The organism is Polynucleobacter sp. AP-Nino-20-G2, assembly GCF_018688235.1.
Lineage (GTDB): Bacteria > Pseudomonadota > Gammaproteobacteria > Burkholderiales > Burkholderiaceae > Polynucleobacter.
The window spans coordinates 1,859,264-1,875,648 of record NZ_CP061313.1; the positions used below are offsets into that span (position 1 = coordinate 1,859,264).

The 16,385-nt window shown below is 47.6% G+C and carries 19 protein-coding genes and 1 tRNA gene; 9 read left to right on the forward strand and 11 right to left on the reverse strand.

The window, feature by feature from the left end:
• Positions 1–20 precede the first annotated feature (20 nt).
• The 6 genes from FD960_RS09610 (at position 21) to pth (ending at position 4,964) form a co-directional block, all read left to right on the forward strand.
• Positions 21–1,508, forward strand: a complete 1,488-nt coding sequence (locus tag FD960_RS09610; RefSeq protein ID WP_215298982.1) for an outer membrane lipoprotein LolB — start codon at positions 21–23, stop codon at positions 1,506–1,508.
• Positions 1,501–2,391: a 4-(cytidine 5'-diphospho)-2-C-methyl-D-erythritol kinase gene (gene ispE / locus FD960_RS09615; protein ID WP_215298984.1), complete on the forward strand. Its 891-nt coding sequence runs from the start codon at positions 1,501–1,503 to the stop codon at positions 2,389–2,391. The genes FD960_RS09610 and ispE overlap by 8 nt, the downstream gene beginning before the upstream one ends.
• A gap of 5 nt (positions 2,392–2,396) precedes the next feature.
• Positions 2,397–2,473: transfer RNA gene (locus FD960_RS09620), tRNA-Gln, on the forward strand.
• A 73-nt stretch (positions 2,474–2,546) separates the two neighbouring features.
• The gene (locus FD960_RS09625; protein ID WP_215300671.1) at positions 2,547–3,503 is read left to right on the forward strand and encodes a ribose-phosphate pyrophosphokinase; all 957 of its coding nucleotides are present in this window, start codon (positions 2,547–2,549) and stop codon (positions 3,501–3,503) included.
• Between the two features lie 136 nt (positions 3,504–3,639).
• Positions 3,640–4,278, forward strand: coding sequence for a 50S ribosomal protein L25/general stress protein Ctc (locus FD960_RS09630; RefSeq protein ID WP_215298985.1), 639 nt, complete (start codon positions 3,640–3,642; stop codon positions 4,276–4,278).
• A gap of 89 nt (positions 4,279–4,367) precedes the next feature.
• Positions 4,368–4,964, forward strand: coding sequence for an aminoacyl-tRNA hydrolase (gene pth, locus FD960_RS09635; protein ID WP_215298987.1), 597 nt, complete (start codon positions 4,368–4,370; stop codon positions 4,962–4,964).
• Positions 4,965–4,995: 31 nt separating this feature from the next.
• On the opposite strand, the gene FD960_RS09640 is transcribed toward pth, so the two are convergent.
• Genes FD960_RS09640 through FD960_RS09660 form a run of 5 tightly spaced genes read right to left on the reverse strand, consistent with a single transcriptional unit; the run spans position 4,996 to position 9,146 of the window.
• Positions 4,996–5,262 (reverse strand): YfhL family 4Fe-4S dicluster ferredoxin, encoded by a 267-nt coding sequence (locus FD960_RS09640; protein WP_215298989.1) that lies wholly within the window; start codon positions 5,260–5,262, stop codon positions 4,996–4,998.
• Positions 5,263–5,279: 17 nt separating this feature from the next.
• Complete coding sequence (coaD, locus tag FD960_RS09645) at positions 5,280–5,774, reverse strand: pantetheine-phosphate adenylyltransferase (RefSeq protein ID WP_215298990.1); 495 nt, start codon at positions 5,772–5,774, stop codon at positions 5,280–5,282.
• 36 nt (positions 5,775–5,810) lie between these two features.
• Positions 5,811–6,455 (reverse strand): 16S rRNA (guanine(966)-N(2))-methyltransferase RsmD, encoded by a 645-nt coding sequence (rsmD, locus tag FD960_RS09650; protein ID WP_251369786.1) that lies wholly within the window; start codon positions 6,453–6,455, stop codon positions 5,811–5,813.
• Positions 6,433–7,773: a pitrilysin family protein gene (locus tag FD960_RS09655; protein WP_251369787.1), complete on the reverse strand. Its 1,341-nt coding sequence runs from the start codon at positions 7,771–7,773 to the stop codon at positions 6,433–6,435. Before FD960_RS09655 ends, rsmD begins: the two co-directional genes overlap by 23 nt.
• Entirely contained in the window at positions 7,773–9,146 is a 1,374-nt protein-coding gene (locus tag FD960_RS09660) for a pitrilysin family protein (protein ID WP_215300674.1), read from the reverse strand. Before FD960_RS09660 ends, FD960_RS09655 begins: the two co-directional genes overlap by 1 nt.
• Positions 9,147–9,209: 63 nt before the next feature.
• On the opposite strand from FD960_RS09660, the gene ftsY reads away from it, so the two are divergent.
• Both ftsY and rpoH read left to right on the forward strand, forming a co-directional pair.
• Complete coding sequence (gene ftsY / locus FD960_RS09665; protein WP_215298992.1) at positions 9,210–10,100, forward strand: signal recognition particle-docking protein FtsY; 891 nt, start codon at positions 9,210–9,212, stop codon at positions 10,098–10,100.
• 94 nt (positions 10,101–10,194) lie between these two features.
• Entirely contained in the window at positions 10,195–11,136 is a 942-nt protein-coding gene (gene rpoH, locus FD960_RS09670; protein ID WP_215298994.1) for an RNA polymerase sigma factor RpoH, read from the forward strand.
• Between the two features lie 12 nt (positions 11,137–11,148).
• Here rpoH and FD960_RS09675 read toward each other — a convergent pair whose 3' ends face one another.
• The 5 genes from FD960_RS09675 to FD960_RS09695 are packed head-to-tail and all read right to left on the reverse strand — an operon-like array spanning position 11,149 to position 15,223.
• Positions 11,149–11,754, reverse strand: coding sequence for an SCO family protein (locus FD960_RS09675; protein ID WP_251369788.1), 606 nt, complete (start codon positions 11,752–11,754; stop codon positions 11,149–11,151).
• Positions 11,755–11,761: 7 nt separating this feature from the next.
• Complete coding sequence (cyoE, locus tag FD960_RS09680) at positions 11,762–12,655, reverse strand: heme o synthase (protein ID WP_215298998.1); 894 nt, start codon at positions 12,653–12,655, stop codon at positions 11,762–11,764.
• Positions 12,652–13,782, reverse strand: a complete 1,131-nt coding sequence (locus FD960_RS09685; RefSeq protein WP_215298999.1) for a heme A synthase — start codon at positions 13,780–13,782, stop codon at positions 12,652–12,654. Before FD960_RS09685 ends, cyoE begins: the two co-directional genes overlap by 4 nt.
• Complete coding sequence (locus tag FD960_RS09690) at positions 13,782–14,438, reverse strand: hypothetical protein (protein WP_215299001.1); 657 nt, start codon at positions 14,436–14,438, stop codon at positions 13,782–13,784. The genes FD960_RS09685 and FD960_RS09690 overlap by 1 nt, the downstream gene beginning before the upstream one ends.
• Entirely contained in the window at positions 14,435–15,223 is a 789-nt protein-coding gene (locus FD960_RS09695) for an SURF1 family protein (RefSeq protein WP_251369789.1), read from the reverse strand. The genes FD960_RS09690 and FD960_RS09695 overlap by 4 nt, the downstream gene beginning before the upstream one ends.
• Before the next feature lie 14 nt (positions 15,224–15,237).
• Here FD960_RS09695 and FD960_RS09700 point away from each other — a divergent pair, with 14 nt between their 5' ends.
• Positions 15,238–15,450 carry a twin transmembrane helix small protein gene (locus FD960_RS09700; protein WP_215299003.1) on the forward strand — a complete coding sequence of 71 codons (213 nt, stop codon included), beginning with the start codon at positions 15,238–15,240 and terminating at the stop codon, positions 15,448–15,450.
• A 67-nt stretch (positions 15,451–15,517) separates the two neighbouring features.
• Here FD960_RS09700 and FD960_RS09705 read toward each other — a convergent pair whose 3' ends face one another.
• On the reverse strand, positions 15,518–16,372 hold the full coding sequence (locus FD960_RS09705; protein WP_215299005.1) for a cytochrome c oxidase subunit 3: 855 nt from the start codon (positions 16,370–16,372) through the stop codon (positions 15,518–15,520).
• Between the last annotated feature and the right edge of the window lie 13 nt (positions 16,373–16,385).

Consider the following 16,385-nt stretch of genomic DNA (forward strand, 5'->3'; position numbering starts at 1 on the left):
TCGCAGATTAGAATGTGCTTATGACCAAATTTTCACCAAAGTCACTTTTAGCCAGTTTGCTCCTTGCTGCCGGGCTTAGCTCAAGCCTCATTTCTGGCCAAGCGATCGCTCGAACCAGCAGTCTTGAGAGTGGCGAAGCAGTCTTTGAGGTTTTAGCCTCTGAAATAGCCTTGCAACGAGGCGAGGCCGGTCTTGCCTACAAAACCTATTTAGAGCTTGCTCGTCAGTTAGATGACCCACGCTTAGCGCAAAGGGCGATGGAAATAGCGATCACGGCAGGTGCCCCCGACTTAGCCCTGCAAGCAGCCCAAACCTGGGATAGCATTGCGGGCCCAATGCAAACCAAGCCCAAAGAGGTTTTGGTTACCCTGCTAATCCTAAATCAACGCTGGTCAGATGCAGTTCAACCTGCTATCTCGCTATTGAATCAGCAAACCCCGACCCAGCGTGAAATTACTCTTCAACAAATACAAGCATTACTCTCGAAAGCAAATGATGAGTCAGAGGCTTTGCGAGCTTTTTATGGAATTGTTTCTAGCTTAAAGCCCACCCCAAAAGACCCTAGCATTTTGTATACCTACGCCATGTCCGCTGAAAAGGCGGGTCACATCAATGTGATGGAAAAAACATTGCGAGAAATTTTGCGCCAGAATCCAAACGATGTGAATAGTCTGAATGCATTGGGTTATTCACTTGCGGATCGCAATCAAAATTTGCCCGAGGCATTTAAGCTCATTAGCAAGGCGCATCAGCTCTCACCAAAAGATGGCTTCATCCTTGATAGCCTTGGCTGGGTGAACTTTCGTATGGGTAAAAATGCGCTTGCATTGGAACAACTGCAGCAAGCGTTCAACATCAAGCCTGAAGCGGATATTGCCGCACACATTGGTGAAGTATTGTGGGTCATGAATCGTCCAACAGAAGCAGAAGAGATGTGGCGCAAAGGACAGCAATTGGATGCCAATAATCCCACATTGAAAGAAACCCTGAAGCGCTTAAAGCCAGACTGGTCTGTAGCTGACGTAGGCCTCAAAGGCACATGGGACGGGCGTTTCGCAGTGAAGGTCACTGGGCTAACCGAAGGGACCAATCAAGGTGGCTCTGGTGGTTTTACCTTAACGCAAGATGCGCTTACCGATGTACTAGAAATTCGTAATCCGATGGGTGGCTCGATTGCAAAAATTACCATCAAGCCGGGGGAAGCATCGCTCGAACGTGATGGGCAAGTCATCACCGCAGTGGATGCCGATACACTCATTCAAAATGCACTTGGACTTCCACTGCCTGCGCGTGGTCTATCCGATTGGCTGCGTGGACAAACTCGCCCAGGCAGCAATGCCAGCGTTGAACGCAATGCCAAAGGTCAGGTAAGCAAAATTACTCAAGACGGCTGGACTTTAAATTACAACTGGGGAAATGCGCGCAGCTTGGAAAGGCTCACCATGACTCGCAGCTCTAATATTGGGTCAATTGATATCCGCCTGGTATTTGATACGCCGAATGAGTGAAGCCAACAGTATCACTGAGACGCTAGAGCTTCACTGCCCAGCCAAGCTCAACCTCTTTCTTCACGTCGTTGGTCGTCGTCATGATGGCTACCATCTTCTCCAATCAGTTTTTCAACTGATTGACTGGTGCGATACCCTCACGCTTAAGCCCATTCCTGAATCAGAGATTCGTCGTATTGACCCCATTCCCGGGGTAGCACCCGAACAAGACTTAGTGGTGCGAGCAGCTCAACTACTCAAGGATTTTGCGAAGGTTGATAAGGGCGTTGAAATCAGCCTCACAAAAGCGATTCCGATGGGTGCCGGCCTAGGAGGAGGATCCTCGGATGCCGCCTCTACCCTCATCGGACTTAATCACCTTTGGAATCTTGGCCTGGACATCCCCACTCTGAGCCAACTAGGCCTTAAATTGGGCGCCGACGTGCCATTTTTTATCTTTGGTCACAATGCTTTTGTTGAGGGCGTTGGGGAAAAAATCCAGGAAATTGCCCTAGAAATACAAGACTTTGTGGTGATCTTCCCCAATCAAGGGCTTGCGACTGCTCAGATTTTTCAAGACCCTCATTTGACCCGGGATCACGCTCCGATTACAATAGATCGCTTTCTTGCATCGCCAAGGTCATTTCAGTCGAATGATTGTCAGGCAGTAGCGATGCAGAAATGTCCTGAAGTGAAGCAAGCATTAGATTGGATTCACAAGGTTCTGCCAAACTCGGCGCCTTGTATGTCCGGCTCTGGAAGTAGCGTATTTGCCGCCTTAGACTCTAAGACGGACACCGCAAAACTAGAAAATCTCCTGCAAAATCTTCCAAAAGGATGGATAGGTCGAATTGTTCGAGGGCTAAATAAAAATCCCGCTTACAATTTGATTTCTTCAGATTAAGCTGTAGGGGAATCGCCAAGCTGGTTAAGGCACTGGATTTTGATTCCAGCATGCGAAGGTTCGAATCCTTCTTCCCCTGCCAAATACTGTAGATACGACCCAAAGACATCCATTCGATCCCTACCAAAATTCCAAAATCAACTATGTCCGCTCCAATGAACGCTGATTTACTGACTCTTTTCACAGGCAATGCAAATCCAGTTTTGGCTCATGCCGTTGCCAAAGAGCTCAATCTCCCGATGGGAAAAGCATTTGTTGGCCGCTTCTCTGATGGCGAAATTCAGGTAGAAATTCAAGAAAACGTCCGCGGTAAGAATGTCGTAGTGATTCAATCTACTTGCGCTCCAACAAACGATAGTTTGATGGAACTCATGATCATGATCGATGCTCTAAAGCGAGCATCTGCAAGCCGCATAACCGCAGTGATCCCTTACTTCGGTTACGCTAGACAAGACCGTCGCCCACGCTCAGCGCGGGTTGCCATCTCCGCCAGAATCGTTGCCAACATGCTCCAATCCGTTGCTGGAGTTGAGCGTGTTTTGACTATGGATCTGCATGCAGACCAAATTCAAGGTTTCTTTGATATTCCTGTAGATAACATTTATGCATCCCCCGTATTGCTGGATGACCTGCAGGCTCAGAAAACCCAAAAAGACCTCATCATTGTTTCTCCGGATATTGGCGGCGTAGTTCGTGCTCGTGCAATGGCAAAGCAATTAGGCACAGATTTGGCGATTATTGATAAACGCCGTCCTAAAGCCAACGTCTCTGAAGTAATGCACTTAATCGGCGAAGTAGAAGGCCGTCACTGCGTGATCATGGATGACATCATCGATACCGGCGGAACGCTCTGTAAAGCTGCTGAGGCTCTTAAAGAGCGTGGCGCCAAGGGCGTTACCGCCTACTGTACCCATGCCGTTCTCTCTGGGGGCGCTGTAGCCCGCATTGCCGCCTCTGAACTCGATGAGCTGGTCGTTACCGACACTATCCCATTGACCCCAGAAGCTATGAAAGTTGCCAAAATTCGTCAATTGAGCGTTGCCCCTATCCTTGCTGAAACCCTTTCCCGCATTAGCAAGGGTGATTCAGTGATGTCAATGTTCGCCGAATAAGCCAAAAATAGCGTTCCTTACCCTGTTTTTGGCAGTTTTGAGGCTTTTCTAGGCAAAAACTGCTATTCCCAAGATATAATCGAAGGCTTTTCTGTTTGGTCGCGAACGGAAATTAACCTTAATTGAGGAATTGAATATGAAAGTAGTAGCCTTTGAAAGAAGCGTACAGGGAACGGGTGCGAGCCGCCGTCTGCGCAACTCCGGTAAAACTCCGGGAATCATCTATGGCGGCGCTGATGCCGCAACCGTAATTGAGTTGGATCACAACGCACTGTTTCATGCTCTCCGCAAGGAAGCATTCCACTCATCCATCCTTGATCTCGAAATCGGCGGCAAAGCACAAAAAGTATTGTTGCGCGATTATCAGATGCACCCATTTAAGCCCTTGGTATTGCACATTGACTTCCAGCGCGTTTCTGCGACTGAGAAAGTTCATATGCGCGTTCCATTGCATTTCGTGAATGCTGAAACTTCAGCTGCAGTGAAATTGCAAGGTGCCGTGATTAGCCACATCGCAACAGAATTGGAAGTTTCTTGCTTGCCAGCAGACTTGCCAGAGTTCATTGAAGTGGACTTGGCCAATATCGAAGTTGGTCATGGTATTCATGCTAAAGACCTGAAATTACCAAAAGGTGTTTCATTGGTATTGCATGTTGAGCAAGAAAACCCAGTATTGGCTAACGCACGTATCCCTGCAGTGAAATCTGCTGATACTGAAGCTGCTCCTGCAGCTGCTGCGGCCCCTGCTGCTGAAGCTTCAAAAGATAAAGCTTAATTACTTAAGAATATCTTTGCGACAGAGAGAGCCCGCTAACAAGCGGGTTTTCTTTTTTGTAGAAATGCTTTTATCCTGTAGCAATACTCATGACTAAATTAATTGTTGGCCTCGGTAACCCTGGTGATGAACACGAAGAAGATCGGCACAATGCCGGCTTCTGGCTTGTTGATGCCTTGGCGAAACAATTAAGCGTCCGCTTTGAAACTGAAAAACGCTTTCATGGGAAAGTAGCCAAGGCAAGGTGGGAAGGTGAAGATCTTTACTTGCTGAAGCCAAACACCTATATGAATCTCAGCGGCCAAGCGGTAGGCGCCCTATGCCGCTTTCATAAAATTATTCCCAAAGATGTGCTGGTGGTGCAAGATGAGCTCGATCTGAAGCCCGGTACAGCACGCATTAAGCTCGGCGGCGGCACTGGTGGTCATAATGGTCTTAAAGACATACAAGCCCACCTCAGTACGCCTGACTACTGGCGCCTACGCCTTGGCATCGGTCATCCACGGGATCTTGCCGGTGAGGGTGCGCGACCAATGGATGTGGCGGATTATGTGCTGAGACGACCACTACAGGTAGAGCAGAAAAAAATTGACGCGAGCATTCAAGATGGTTTGCAAATTCTGCCGCTGTTTCTCAAGGGTGATACGCAAACGGCAATGCTCGAATTGCACTCAAAAACCAATTAAGGTCTGGTGCAGCGTGCACCGATAAAAGTACTTATTTACCCAGTGCCTTTTTGGCAGCAGTTAAGGCTTGGTACTTCGCCATGAGCTGAGTTTGGGTTTCTGGAAAAGCAGGATTTAACGGAATGCAATCTACTGGACACACCTGCTGACATTGAGGGGCATCATAGTGGCCCACACATTCAGTACATTTATTGGGGTCAATCTCATAGATCTCAAGGCCCATATAAATGGCGTCATTAGGGCATTCTGGTTCACATACATCGCAGTTGATACATTCATCGGTAATCAGTAAGGCCATATTGTTACTAAATAGCCTTACTCTTTACTTTGATTGGCGGCGATCTTTTTGACCAACCACTTTTCTACCGATGGAAAAACAAACTTGCTAACATCACCGCCCATCGAGGCAATCTCACGAACAAATGTGCCGGAGATAAATTGGTATTGATCCGATGGCGTTAAGAACAAGGTTTCCACATCCGGCAAGAGATAACGATTCATCCCTGCCATCTGAAATTCATACTCAAAATCGGAGACGGCACGCAGTCCACGCACAATCACACGAGCGTTATGCTCACGCGCAAAGTCTTTTAGCAAACCCGTAAAGCCGACGATCTTGACGTTGGAGTAGTGACCAAGCACTTCCCTGGCAATCTCAATACGCTCGTCCAAAGTAAAAAATGGGCGCTTGCTTCGACTGTCGGCAACACCAACGATCAACTCACCAAAAATGCTCGAAGCACGACGCACCAAATCCTCGTGACCACGAGTAAATGGATCAAATGTTCCAGGGTATACAGCGACTGTCATAACGCTCCTAAGGCTTTATCAGCTACAGGCAAGAGTTTAGCCTCTTCCCGAGCGAAATAGACAAGCTTTTACCTGCCCAGCCTCTAAGTACTTTCCACAATGCCAATCAGGCAATAAGGCTGCCATCTCCTCGCGAGAGCGAGCCGCAGGAAACTCCACATAAATCCCCCCGCCAGTGCGGTCATCGCAAATACGCCCAGCCTCTTGAAGCACTTGGTTCAATAAATCTCCATCCTGAAAAGGGGGATCTATAAAGATTAAATGGCTAGATTGGTCTGCCTGATGCCTCAAAAACTCCAAACTATCCTTATGAAGAATGCGAACATCACCTTGAACCGGGGAAGATTGGAGTAAGGCAAAATTAGCCAAGAGATTGGCGTGCGCCTTTTTATCTTTCTCCAGCAAGGTAACGGAATTCGCACCGCGAGAAGCAGCCTCAAAACCTAAAGCACCGGTACCGGCAAAAAGATCCAAACAATGGAGGCCAATTAAATCTTGGCCAAGCCAATTGAACAGCGTTTCTCGAACCCGATCCGTTGTTGGGCGAAGGCCAGGTAAATCCAATACTGTTAATAAACGGCTACGCCAAACTCCACCAATAATGCGTACTTTCTTAGGGGGTTCTGAACGCTGTTGAGATTTCCCCTGTTTTGCAAGCTTATTGATTTTTTGCTCCCACAATCACAATCTTCATGCGGTCCATCGCCAAGTATTTTTGAAATGCCGCCTTCACTTGGTCCAAGGTAACAGCCTCTACTTGCTTGGTCCAAATATCCATCGTGTTAAGTGGCAAGTTATTCCAAGCGATTGAAGAAACGTTATCGAGCAACTTACGATTGTTATCAATTCTCAAAGGGTAGCCATTCACCAGATTCGATTTGGCAGCATCAAGTTCTCCCTGCGTCGGTCCCTTAGCAATAAATTGCTCAATAGTGGAGCTCATCACTTCAAGCGCTACTGACGCTTGATCACTTTTCGTTTGTAGGCCCGCCTGAAATATGCCCGCATCCTTACCAGGAGCGAAATAACTAAATACGCTATATGCCAGCCCGCGCTTTTCACGCACCTCTGACATTAAGCGCGATACAAAACCGCCACCGCCCAAGACATAGTTACCAACTAGCAGGGGAAAGTAATCTGGATTGTCGCGAGTGACTGCAGTCATTCCCATAGCAATATGGGCTTGTTGAGAATCAAATGGAATATTCACTTCGCGCTGCGTAAGAGACTCTATCGGTGAGCGCTCAAACTCCGGCAACTTGGCAATAGCAGCCCTGGACTGCGGAATTTTGCGCAACAGACTCTGCACAATTTCATTAGCCTCGGTCTTATCAACATCACCCACAATACTCACAATCATCCGATCGCTACGGTAAAACTGCCGATGAAATTGCTGCAAATCTACTGCATTGATATTGGCAACAGATTGCACCGTTGGTGAATTTGCTAAAGGATAGGTTCCATACACAGCCTTTTTAAAGCGACGCTCTAATACGGCCTCTGGCTTAGTCTCCGCCTCTAACAAAGCAGTTGTCATTCTTTGCTTCTCGCGCGCCAGAATTTTGACATCGTAAGTTGGGGCACTCAAGATTGCTGAAGTCAATTGAACGGCGCGATCGCGCAAATCTTTTCTACTCAGCGTACGAATTCGTACTACTGCGCGTTCCCCACTCACTGAAATTCCGAAGTTCGCGCCCAAATCAGCAATCTCATCGGCAATCTGCGCCTCGCTTAGAGACCCCTTGTCTGTTCTGGCTCCATAGTTCATCAGCCCACCAGCAACCGTTGCCAACCCGCTTTTAGCAACGGGATCATAACGATCGCCAGCATCAATGCTGATCTCAATATCAACCATTGGCAAAGTTTTCGTTTGCACCAAATACGCTTGCGCACCTTTATAGGACTCTAATTTCTCAATCGGCAAAATAGCATGCGCTGATGTAATCACCCCCAAAATCAACCAGAGCGGAAGCAGGATATGTCTTACCATCTTTAGCATTACTTACTCCCCTTGCCAGTATCGGCAGACTTTCGCACTTGAGGATCCAACACTGCAATGGTTAATCCTTCATCCACAAGATATTTTTTAGCAACCGCTTGGACTTGGGCGGGAGTAATAGTTTGCATTTTTTCTAACATCAGATCAATGTCTCTCCATGAGAATCCAGCCATCTCAGTGCTACCGATTTCCATTGCCTGACCAAAAATAGAATCGCGCTTATAAATCTGGTCTGACAATATGCGCACCTTAATCCGCTTTAATTCAGATTCTAGAATTCCATTTTGCTTAATCTCTTGCAGCGCTTTACGAATACTGCTTTCGGCCTGAGCAATAGTTTTACCTTTGGCCATACTGACATTAATTAAAAATAGCTCTGGCCCTCTAGAAACCATGTCATAGCCCACACCCACATCATTCACTACGCGCTCTTGTTTAACGAGTACGCGGTTTAAGCGCGCATTGTCATAGCCATCTAAGACGGCAGCAAGCAGCTCCAGAGCATAAGGCTCGGTGTCATCTAGCTTTCCAGGCTGAAGTTTAGGCACTTTCCAGGCCATTGATAGTTGCGCGCTATCTGCTGGCGCCTTTACCTCTACTCGCTTAACCCCTTTTTGAGGAGGCTCTATTTGTGGCTTGCGTACTGGCAACGATTTTTCGGAAGCTACGCCGTAATATTTTGTCACTGTGGCTAAGATTGCTTGAGGATCCACATCGCCAGTGATTACTACCGTCGCATTATTTGGGGTATACCAACTGCGATACCAATCACGAGCATCTGTGGCCTTCATATTTTCAAGATCATTCATCCATCCAACAACGGGGTGGCGATATGGCGAACTCATATAAGCAGTCGCCATGAGAGATTCATTTAATAGGCTACTAGGATTATCTTCAGTGCGAAGGCGTCGCTCTTCCATCACCACCTGAATTTCTTTCAGAAACTCGGCATCATCAAAATTAAGGTTGCTCATGCGATCCGCTTCGAGCTTAATCACCTCATCTAATTTTGACTTTTCAACCTGCTGAAAATACGCGGTGTAGTCACGTGAAGTGAATGCATTTTCACGACCGCCTACTGCGGCAACAAGACGGGAAAACTCTCCAGCCTTCACTTTATCGGTGCCCTTAAACATCATATGCTCTAGAACGTGGGCCACCCCGGTTCGACCGTTTATCTCATCCATAGAGCCTGCTCGATACCAAACCATATGGGCAACAGTCGGCGCGCGATGATCTTCACGCACAATCAACCTCAATCCATTGGAAAGCTGGAACTCATGCGTATTGGGAGCTTCATTTTCTGGCGCGGCCCATGCACCGTGACAGAGCACTAAAAGACAGAAAGAAAAACGCAACAAAGTGGAGCGCATCTGTAAGATCACCATATCCCTTGAATTAAATTGATAAGATGCAAGTATTAAATTGTATCGATTATGTTCGGCCTACGTAAAACCCTCGGATCCCTATTCAAATCAAACCAGACTGATGAAGCTTGGTTTGATTCTCTTGAAGAATCTCTCATCCTCAGTGATGTGGGATTGCCTACGACCGAACAGCTCATGAGCAAACTTCGGAAAGCAGCCAAATCCGAAAAGGCAAGCAGCCCAGAAGACTTGCAACAACTCCTGATTCAAGAGGTTGCCAGCCTACTCAAGCCATTAGAGCCAATCCCAAATCCTTTGTATACACATGATCAAAAGACCATACCTGAGGTGTGGCTTGTAATCGGCGTCAATGGTGCGGGCAAAACAACCACCATTGGCAAGCTCTGCCGCCTCTTTCAGTCTCAAGGAAAATCAGTCCTACTGGCAGCCGGCGATACTTTCCGTGCCGCTGCTCGCAATCAGCTCCTGGAATGGGGTGGGCGCAACCAAGTCGATGTCATTACCCAAGAGAGTGGTGATGCTGCTGCAGTAGCGCACGATGCCATTCATTCCGCCATCTCACGTAAGAGCGACATATTGATTATTGATACCGCCGGCAGACTGGCTACCCAAGATCACTTGATGGAAGAGTTAAAGAAGGTCAAAAGAGTCATCGGCAAAGCCCTTCCTGGGGCGCCTCACCAGACTTTGCTTGTTCTTGATGGCAATACTGGTCAAAATGGCTTGAGCCAAGTGAAGGCCTTCCATGCGGCTTTGGGCTTAACCGCCCTGATCGTTACCAAATTGGATGGCACCGCCAAAGGGGGCGTCATTTGCGCCCTTGCCCACACCCTCAATGAAGGGTCAAAGCCAGCGGTTTTAGCCTTAGGCAAAGGGGAGGGAATTGAAGATTTAGCCCCCTTTACTGCAGAGCAATATTCCTCTGAATTATTCAATTAAATCAGATACTTGCAGGGTTAAAAAACCATTAGCACTCTCTTGACAAGAGTGCTAAAATAGAAGCCTATTAACACCTAAAATATATAAAAAGAAAATGGTTCAAAAGACAGCATACAAACCGCAATTGCAAGCAAGGCAAACACTGCCAGCAGCGCAGACTGCTGCGGCTTCGTCTGCCTTTCCGATGCTGCCATCCCTTGGGGTTGGCACACTCGACTCCTATATCGCTTACGTGAATCGTGTGCCGATGCTCAGCGCTGCAGAAGAGCTTCATCTGGCGCAAGAGTTTCGTCGCACTGAAAATGTCGATGCCGCTAAAACACTGGTACTTTCTCACCTGCGCTTAGTGGTTTCTGTCGCACGCCAATATCTTGGCTATGGTATTCCTCATGCTGACCTCATCCAAGAAGGCAATGTGGGTCTCATGAAAGCAGTCAAGCGCTATGACCCAAATCAAGGTGCGCGCTTAGTGTCTTATGCCATCCACTGGATTAAGGCGGAGATTCATGAGTACATTCTCAAGAATTGGCGTTTAGTCAAAGTTGCGACAACCAAAGCGCAACGTAAGTTGTTCTTTAACTTGCGTAGCAATAAACCCACTCTTGCCGCACTCACTCCAAACGAAGTAGAAGCTTTAGCAAAGGCACTCGATGTAAAGGGCTCGGATGTTAAAGAGATGGAGATGCGCCTGGCAGGTGGTGATGTTGCCCTAGAGGGTGATGACAATGATGATGACTCGGCTTACGCACCAATTCAATGGTTAGCCGATAGCACTCAAGAGCCTACTGAGATGATGGCAGCCGCTCAAACAGATGCACTACATGGACCACAGCTTGATCAAGCGCTGATGGCTTTGGATGAGCGTAGTCGTAATATTGTTCAATCACGTTGGCTGGCAATGGATGCGGACGGCAATGGCACCAAAACATTGCATGATCTTGCTAGCGAATACGGCATCTCTGCTGAGCGTGTTCGTCAAATCGAAACAGCCGCACTTAAGAAAATGCGCGGCCTACTTCAAGCGCAAGCCGCTTAACGCTACTCCCAATTACTTTAGAAGCTCTTTCAAGTCTTGTGCCAAGGTCTCTGGACCTTGCGCATGCTTGATATAAAGACGCAAGTGGCCTTCTGGATCAAATGCATAACTTCCTGCAGTGTGGTCCATAGTATATGAGCCTGGGGCCACGCCCGGCACCTTCTTGTAGTAAATCTTAAAGTCCTTGGTAACCCTCTCTAAAGCTGCCTCATCGGCTGGACGTAAGCCCAAGAAGCGCGAATCAAATGCAGGTACATATTGCTTCAGAATGGCCGCAGTATCCCTCTGTGGGTCTACCGTTACAAACAAGACCTGCACCTTATCGGCCTGTGGCCCCATCAACTCCATTGCTTGCTGAATCTCTGTCAATGTAGTGGGACAAATATCAGGGCATTGTGTGTAGCCAAAGAACATGACCACGACCTTACCCTTAAAGTCTGCCAGAGTTCTCACATTGCCATCGGGATCTAGCAAACTAAAGTCAGTACCAAATGCTTTACCACCAGTGATATCGATATTCTTAAAACTTGGCTTAGGGCTGCAAGCAAGCAAAGTGAAACCAAATACCGTGATCAATGAGGCGTAAATAATTCTGCGAAGTAGTGTTGATGCGGACATGTTCATCTCACATGAAATAGTGATCTACTAACAACGCTGCAAAGAGTAGCGATAAGTAAGTAATTGAGAAGTGAAAAGTTTTCTTAGCAAGGGCATCGCTATAAGAAATAAATAAGGCAATCACATGCGCCAAGAATAAGAGCCCCAGAATAATTGCAGAGATCAAGTACACCATTCCACTCATGCCATAAATGTAAGGCAGCAAAGTAGCGGCAATCAGAATCAGGGTATACAGCAAAATATTGAGTAGCGTGAAGCGCTCACCGTGAGTGACTGGCAGCATTGGCAAACCACTTTGTACATAATCATCGCGACGATATAAAGCGAGCGCCCAAAAATGGGGCGGCGTCCAGACGAAAATAATCAAGACTAAAAGCCATGCTTCAGCAGATAGGCCATTGGTTACAGCAGCCCAGCCTAGTGCGGGCGGCATTGCTCCTGAAAGTCCGCCGATCACGATATTCTGCGGGGTTGCCGGCTTTAATAACCATGTGTAGATAACGGCATATCCCACAAATGTCGCCACTGTAAGCCACATAGTGAGTGGATTGCAGAAGTTCCACAAAATGACCATGCCTAATGAACCCAGCACAATCGAAAAAATGACAATATGGAAAGGGGTAACCTCACCGGTAGCCGATGGCCTCCAAGAAGTTCTTTTCATCTTGGCGTCAACGGCCTGTTCAATCAAACAGTTCATTGCAAATGCTGCGCCTGCCAACAACCAAATACCCACAATGCCACCAATCAGCACTGGATATGGAACCATGCCTGGGGTTGCCAAGAACATACCAATCACTGCGCAGAAAACAGCAAGCTGAGTGACGCGAGGTTTAGTTAAAACCCAGTATTGACGCCAACGAGGCATCGCTACCGCGGAAGATGATGTGGGGCTGCTCATAGTGATTTAGCTATCTTAATATGAATGGGTGCATTCCAAGAGGACCAGTGGCTTAAGCGAACTAAACAAAACACCAGTGCAGCAGATCCTGCGGTATGCATTAATGCGGCAACTAATGGCCACTGAAAAATAACGTTGGAGATGCCAGTCAGCAACTGAAGTGCTAATAAGGCTAGCAATAACTTAGCAATACGCCCCAGGTCAGACAAAGTGGGATTACTCGCCCTAAGAGCGCTCACGCCAAGCAAGCCCAGCACCAATACCGCGCAAGTCGCAAAAACCCGGTGCGCCCAGTGGATGGTCTGTAAAGCTACAGGTGAGATAGACTCACCATGGGTGTTAAGGCCTAGCTGACGCCACAGAGAGAAGCCTTCATGCCATGCGGTTTCTGGCCAAAGCGCGCCCATACATGTTGGAAAATCAGGACATGCGAGAACCGCGTAATTTGTACTCACCCAAGCACCTAGAAAAATCTGTGTGCCCAAGACTATGAAAGCGCCCACCAATAACTTCGCAGAAATTGGCTTGAGCTTGAGGCGTCGAACGGAAGAAGATTGATCTATCCAGTCTTGCTGAGCATATGCAGTCAACGACGCTAGCAATGTCAATGCCAACATTAAATGAATTGTGACAATAATGGGTTGCAATTTGAGGGTCACTGTCCATGCGCCAAATGCGCCTTGAACACACACTAGCAGTAGTAGGCCCAGACTACCCATTAGTGGCGCCTTACCCAAAGTCCTGAGTTTACTCAAAGCAAAACCCACTTGTATCAGAATTAAAGCGCCAACTGTCATCGCGAGATAACGGTGGATCATTTCGATCCACGCCTTAATGACAGTCACTGGCCCAGTGGGCATACTTGCTTCAGCAAGCTGAATCTCACCAATCGCATGCCACGGATTTGAGGTGCCATAACAGCCGGGCCAATCTGGGCATCCCAACCCGGAATCAGTCAAACGAGTGAACGCACCAAACACAATCAGATCAAAAGTCATGAAAACTAAGATCCAGTTGAGTTTTTGAAAAAAGTTATAGCCAGGTCTTTTCCATAAATAAAACAAAGGCAATCCAGCAAAGACAATTGCGATCGCAGCAAGTTCTAGAAATAAGCCAATGCTAGGCATTACAAACTCTCACCCTTGTGATTAAGCTTGAGCAATTTCTCCAAATCTTTCTTCATACTAGAAAATTCCTTAGGAGAATTTGTCACTGGGAAGTACATCATCTTGGCGGGGCTGGGATCAATCAATTGAATCTGCTGCCCGGCGCCCTCTTTATTCAACCAAAGATCGAAAGCCTCTTTTAGCTTTGGGTCTGTTGGAGGTAAAACCACTTTGAAGCCAGCAGCCTTTTCGTCATAAGCCGCCAAGACCTCTGCATCCACTGGCTTGCCATCGGTATTGACCCAAATCAGCTGTACACGCTGACTCTCCCTTCCCATTGCAACCCTCACCTGTCGCATCAGAAATAAAGCCTCAATACATTTCTCATCTTTTATTTGACACTCACCGGCGGGTCTTGCTATCAACAGCGTCCACTTACCCTTCATTGGAGTATCAAGCCATGCGGTATTCAATTCTTGAGCTGGATACACCAAAGTCCCCAAGTTGGTTTTTCCGCCCTCAAGCTTGAAAACATAATAAGCGAGATAGGACGCAATGACTGGCGCAGCACATGCGAGCAAGAGCATGAACATCTGTATGCGACCACGACGAGTTCGTGAATTGATTGCCAAAGCATCCACTTGAGATGCCGGAATTAATAAGTCTTTATCAGTCACGCTTGATCCCCATTTACAACATCTCGGCGCCGATATTGACGCAAGCCGGTGATTAACCAAAATAAAAAGCCGCAAAACGCTAAAGCAAACCACTGGAATGCATAAGCATAATGGCGATCGACTCCGTTTGTCAGGGGAGGCCACTCGCGCAGTAGGCCATCCTCCAATCCAGTCTCCACCTCACGCAAAATAAAGGGGCTTTGAGACCAGCCATGGAGCTTCGCTTCTTCTGCCAAATCAAAATTCTGCTCAATGCGAGGCTTGCTGATATCAATCGCCTCGCTAGCCTTTCCCAACTCATAGACCCTGCCGGGGTGCGCAAACGCGATTCCCTCAACACTGACCGCTCCAGAGGGGGTCTTCACTGGCGGTAACAGTGCTCTATCGTCGTTATTTCGTGGCGCCCATCCTCGGTTGACCCACACAACCGTCTGCCGGCCCTCCAAGCTCAGCGGCATCATTAAATAGAAGCCAGCCTGTGCCGCATTGGCACCACCGCCAGCTGGAATTGGTTTTGGGCGATTGTCCAGCCAAATAGCAGCCTCAGGGATATATTGGCCGCGAGCAATCATGCGTCGCTCACTCACTTCCTCCAAAGTCCAAGATCCATTACTTGCATTCAAAATAGGCATCTGTTGGCGCGCCTGTAAGTTAGCTGCCAATGCAATCTTCGTGCTTGCTCTATTGAGTTGCCATACCCCTGCAGCAAAGCCAATTGCAATGACCAGCGAGGCTGATACAGTAGCAGCTAGGCGTTTTGTAATAAGGCTGTTAAATAGATTCAAAATAAGGATATGAAATGAAGTGGATTATTCCGGTTGCATTGCTCATGATTGTCGCAAGCCTTGGCTCTGCCCTGTACTACATGATGAAAGATAAAGGCAAAAGTCCTAGGATGGTGCACTCACTCATGCTTAGGATTGGCCTATCGATTGTGCTTTTCCTCGGGATTTTAATTGCACACTACTTTGGCTACATTGAAGCTACTGGCATTAGGGTTGGAACAAACTAAGGAACACTGCCCACAAACAGAACACCATAAAACTAATCGGGGCTTAACGCCCCGATTTGTATTCAACTTACATCCAGTAGACAGCGATGTACAGGCCGAGCCAGACAACGTCAACGAAATGCCAGTACCAAGCAGCGCCTTCGAAGGCAAAGTGATGCTTAGATGTGAAGTCACCACGAATCATGCGACGCAACACAATTGCCAACATGGTTCCACCAAGGAATACGTGGAAGCCATGGAAACCAGTCAACATGAAGAATGTAGAACCGTAAACACCAGAGGTTAATTTCAGGTTCAGTTCATGATAAGCATGGTAGTACTCGTAGCCTTGGAAGCACAAGAAGATGAAACCCAAACCAACAGTCGCAGCTAGGCCGATGATGGCTTTCTTCATGTGGTTTTCAACTAATGCGTGGTGAGCATAAGTGATCGTTACGCCAGAGCTCAACAACAACAATGTATTTATTGTTGGAATTGGCCAAGGACCCATAGTGGTGAATTTCTCAACCAAACCTGCAGGCCCATCATTCGGCCATACAGCTTGGAAGTTAGGCCAAAGCAATTTGCTCTCAACATCACCCATCCAAGGCATCGCGATATTGCGTGCGTAGAAGAGTGCCGCAAAGAATGCGCCAAAGAACATGATTTCAGAGAAGATGAACCAGGCCATAGACCAGCGGTAAGAAATATCAACGTTCACGCCGTTCTTACCAGCGTTGGATTCAGCGATCGTATCGCCAAACCAGTGATAGAGGACATAGAGAATCCATGCCACACCAACCAAGCTTAGGGGGCCGCCCCAAGAAGTGTGGTTTACCCATCCTGACATGCCGAAGCCAAAGGCAATCAAGCCAAAAGCTGCCATAGCTGGGTGTCTAGATAGTCCAGGGACGAAATAGTATGGGGTTGAATTGGATGACATCTTATTCTCTCTA

Excerpts from the sequence above, each read along its gene's own strand:
- FD960_RS09655 (WP_251369787.1), bottom strand. The coding sequence starts at position 7,773 with ATGCTAAAGATGGTAAGACATATCCTGCTTCCGCTCTGGTTGATTTTG.
- FD960_RS09630 (WP_215298985.1), top strand. The coding sequence starts at position 3,640 with ATGAAAGTAGTAGCCTTTGAAAGAAGCGTACAGGGAACGGGTGCGAGC.
- FD960_RS09640 (WP_215298989.1), bottom strand. The coding sequence starts at position 5,262 with ATGGCCTTACTGATTACCGATGAATGTATCAACTGCGATGTATGTGAA.
- FD960_RS09705 (WP_215299005.1), bottom strand. The coding sequence starts at position 16,372 with ATGTCATCCAATTCAACCCCATACTATTTCGTCCCTGGACTATCTAGA.
- FD960_RS09660 (WP_215300674.1), bottom strand. The coding sequence starts at position 9,146 with ATGCGCTCCACTTTGTTGCGTTTTTCTTTCTGTCTTTTAGTGCTCTGT.
- FD960_RS09700 (WP_215299003.1), top strand. The coding sequence starts at position 15,238 with ATGAAGTGGATTATTCCGGTTGCATTGCTCATGATTGTCGCAAGCCTT.
- ispE (WP_215298984.1), top strand. The coding sequence starts at position 1,501 with ATGAGTGAAGCCAACAGTATCACTGAGACGCTAGAGCTTCACTGCCCA.
- coaD (WP_215298990.1), bottom strand. The coding sequence starts at position 5,774 with ATGACAGTCGCTGTATACCCTGGAACATTTGATCCATTTACTCGTGGT.
- FD960_RS09675 (WP_251369788.1), bottom strand. The coding sequence starts at position 11,754 with ATGTCCGCATCAACACTACTTCGCAGAATTATTTACGCCTCATTGATC.
- pth (WP_215298987.1), top strand. The coding sequence starts at position 4,368 with ATGACTAAATTAATTGTTGGCCTCGGTAACCCTGGTGATGAACACGAA.
- cyoE (WP_215298998.1), bottom strand. The coding sequence starts at position 12,655 with ATGAGCAGCCCCACATCATCTTCCGCGGTAGCGATGCCTCGTTGGCGT.
- FD960_RS09625 (WP_215300671.1), top strand. The coding sequence starts at position 2,547 with ATGAACGCTGATTTACTGACTCTTTTCACAGGCAATGCAAATCCAGTT.
- ftsY (WP_215298992.1), top strand. The coding sequence starts at position 9,210 with ATGTTCGGCCTACGTAAAACCCTCGGATCCCTATTCAAATCAAACCAG.
- FD960_RS09610 (WP_215298982.1), top strand. The coding sequence starts at position 21 with ATGACCAAATTTTCACCAAAGTCACTTTTAGCCAGTTTGCTCCTTGCT.
- rpoH (WP_215298994.1), top strand. The coding sequence starts at position 10,195 with ATGGTTCAAAAGACAGCATACAAACCGCAATTGCAAGCAAGGCAAACA.
- FD960_RS09685 (WP_215298999.1), bottom strand. The coding sequence starts at position 13,782 with ATGCCTAGCATTGGCTTATTTCTAGAACTTGCTGCGATCGCAATTGTC.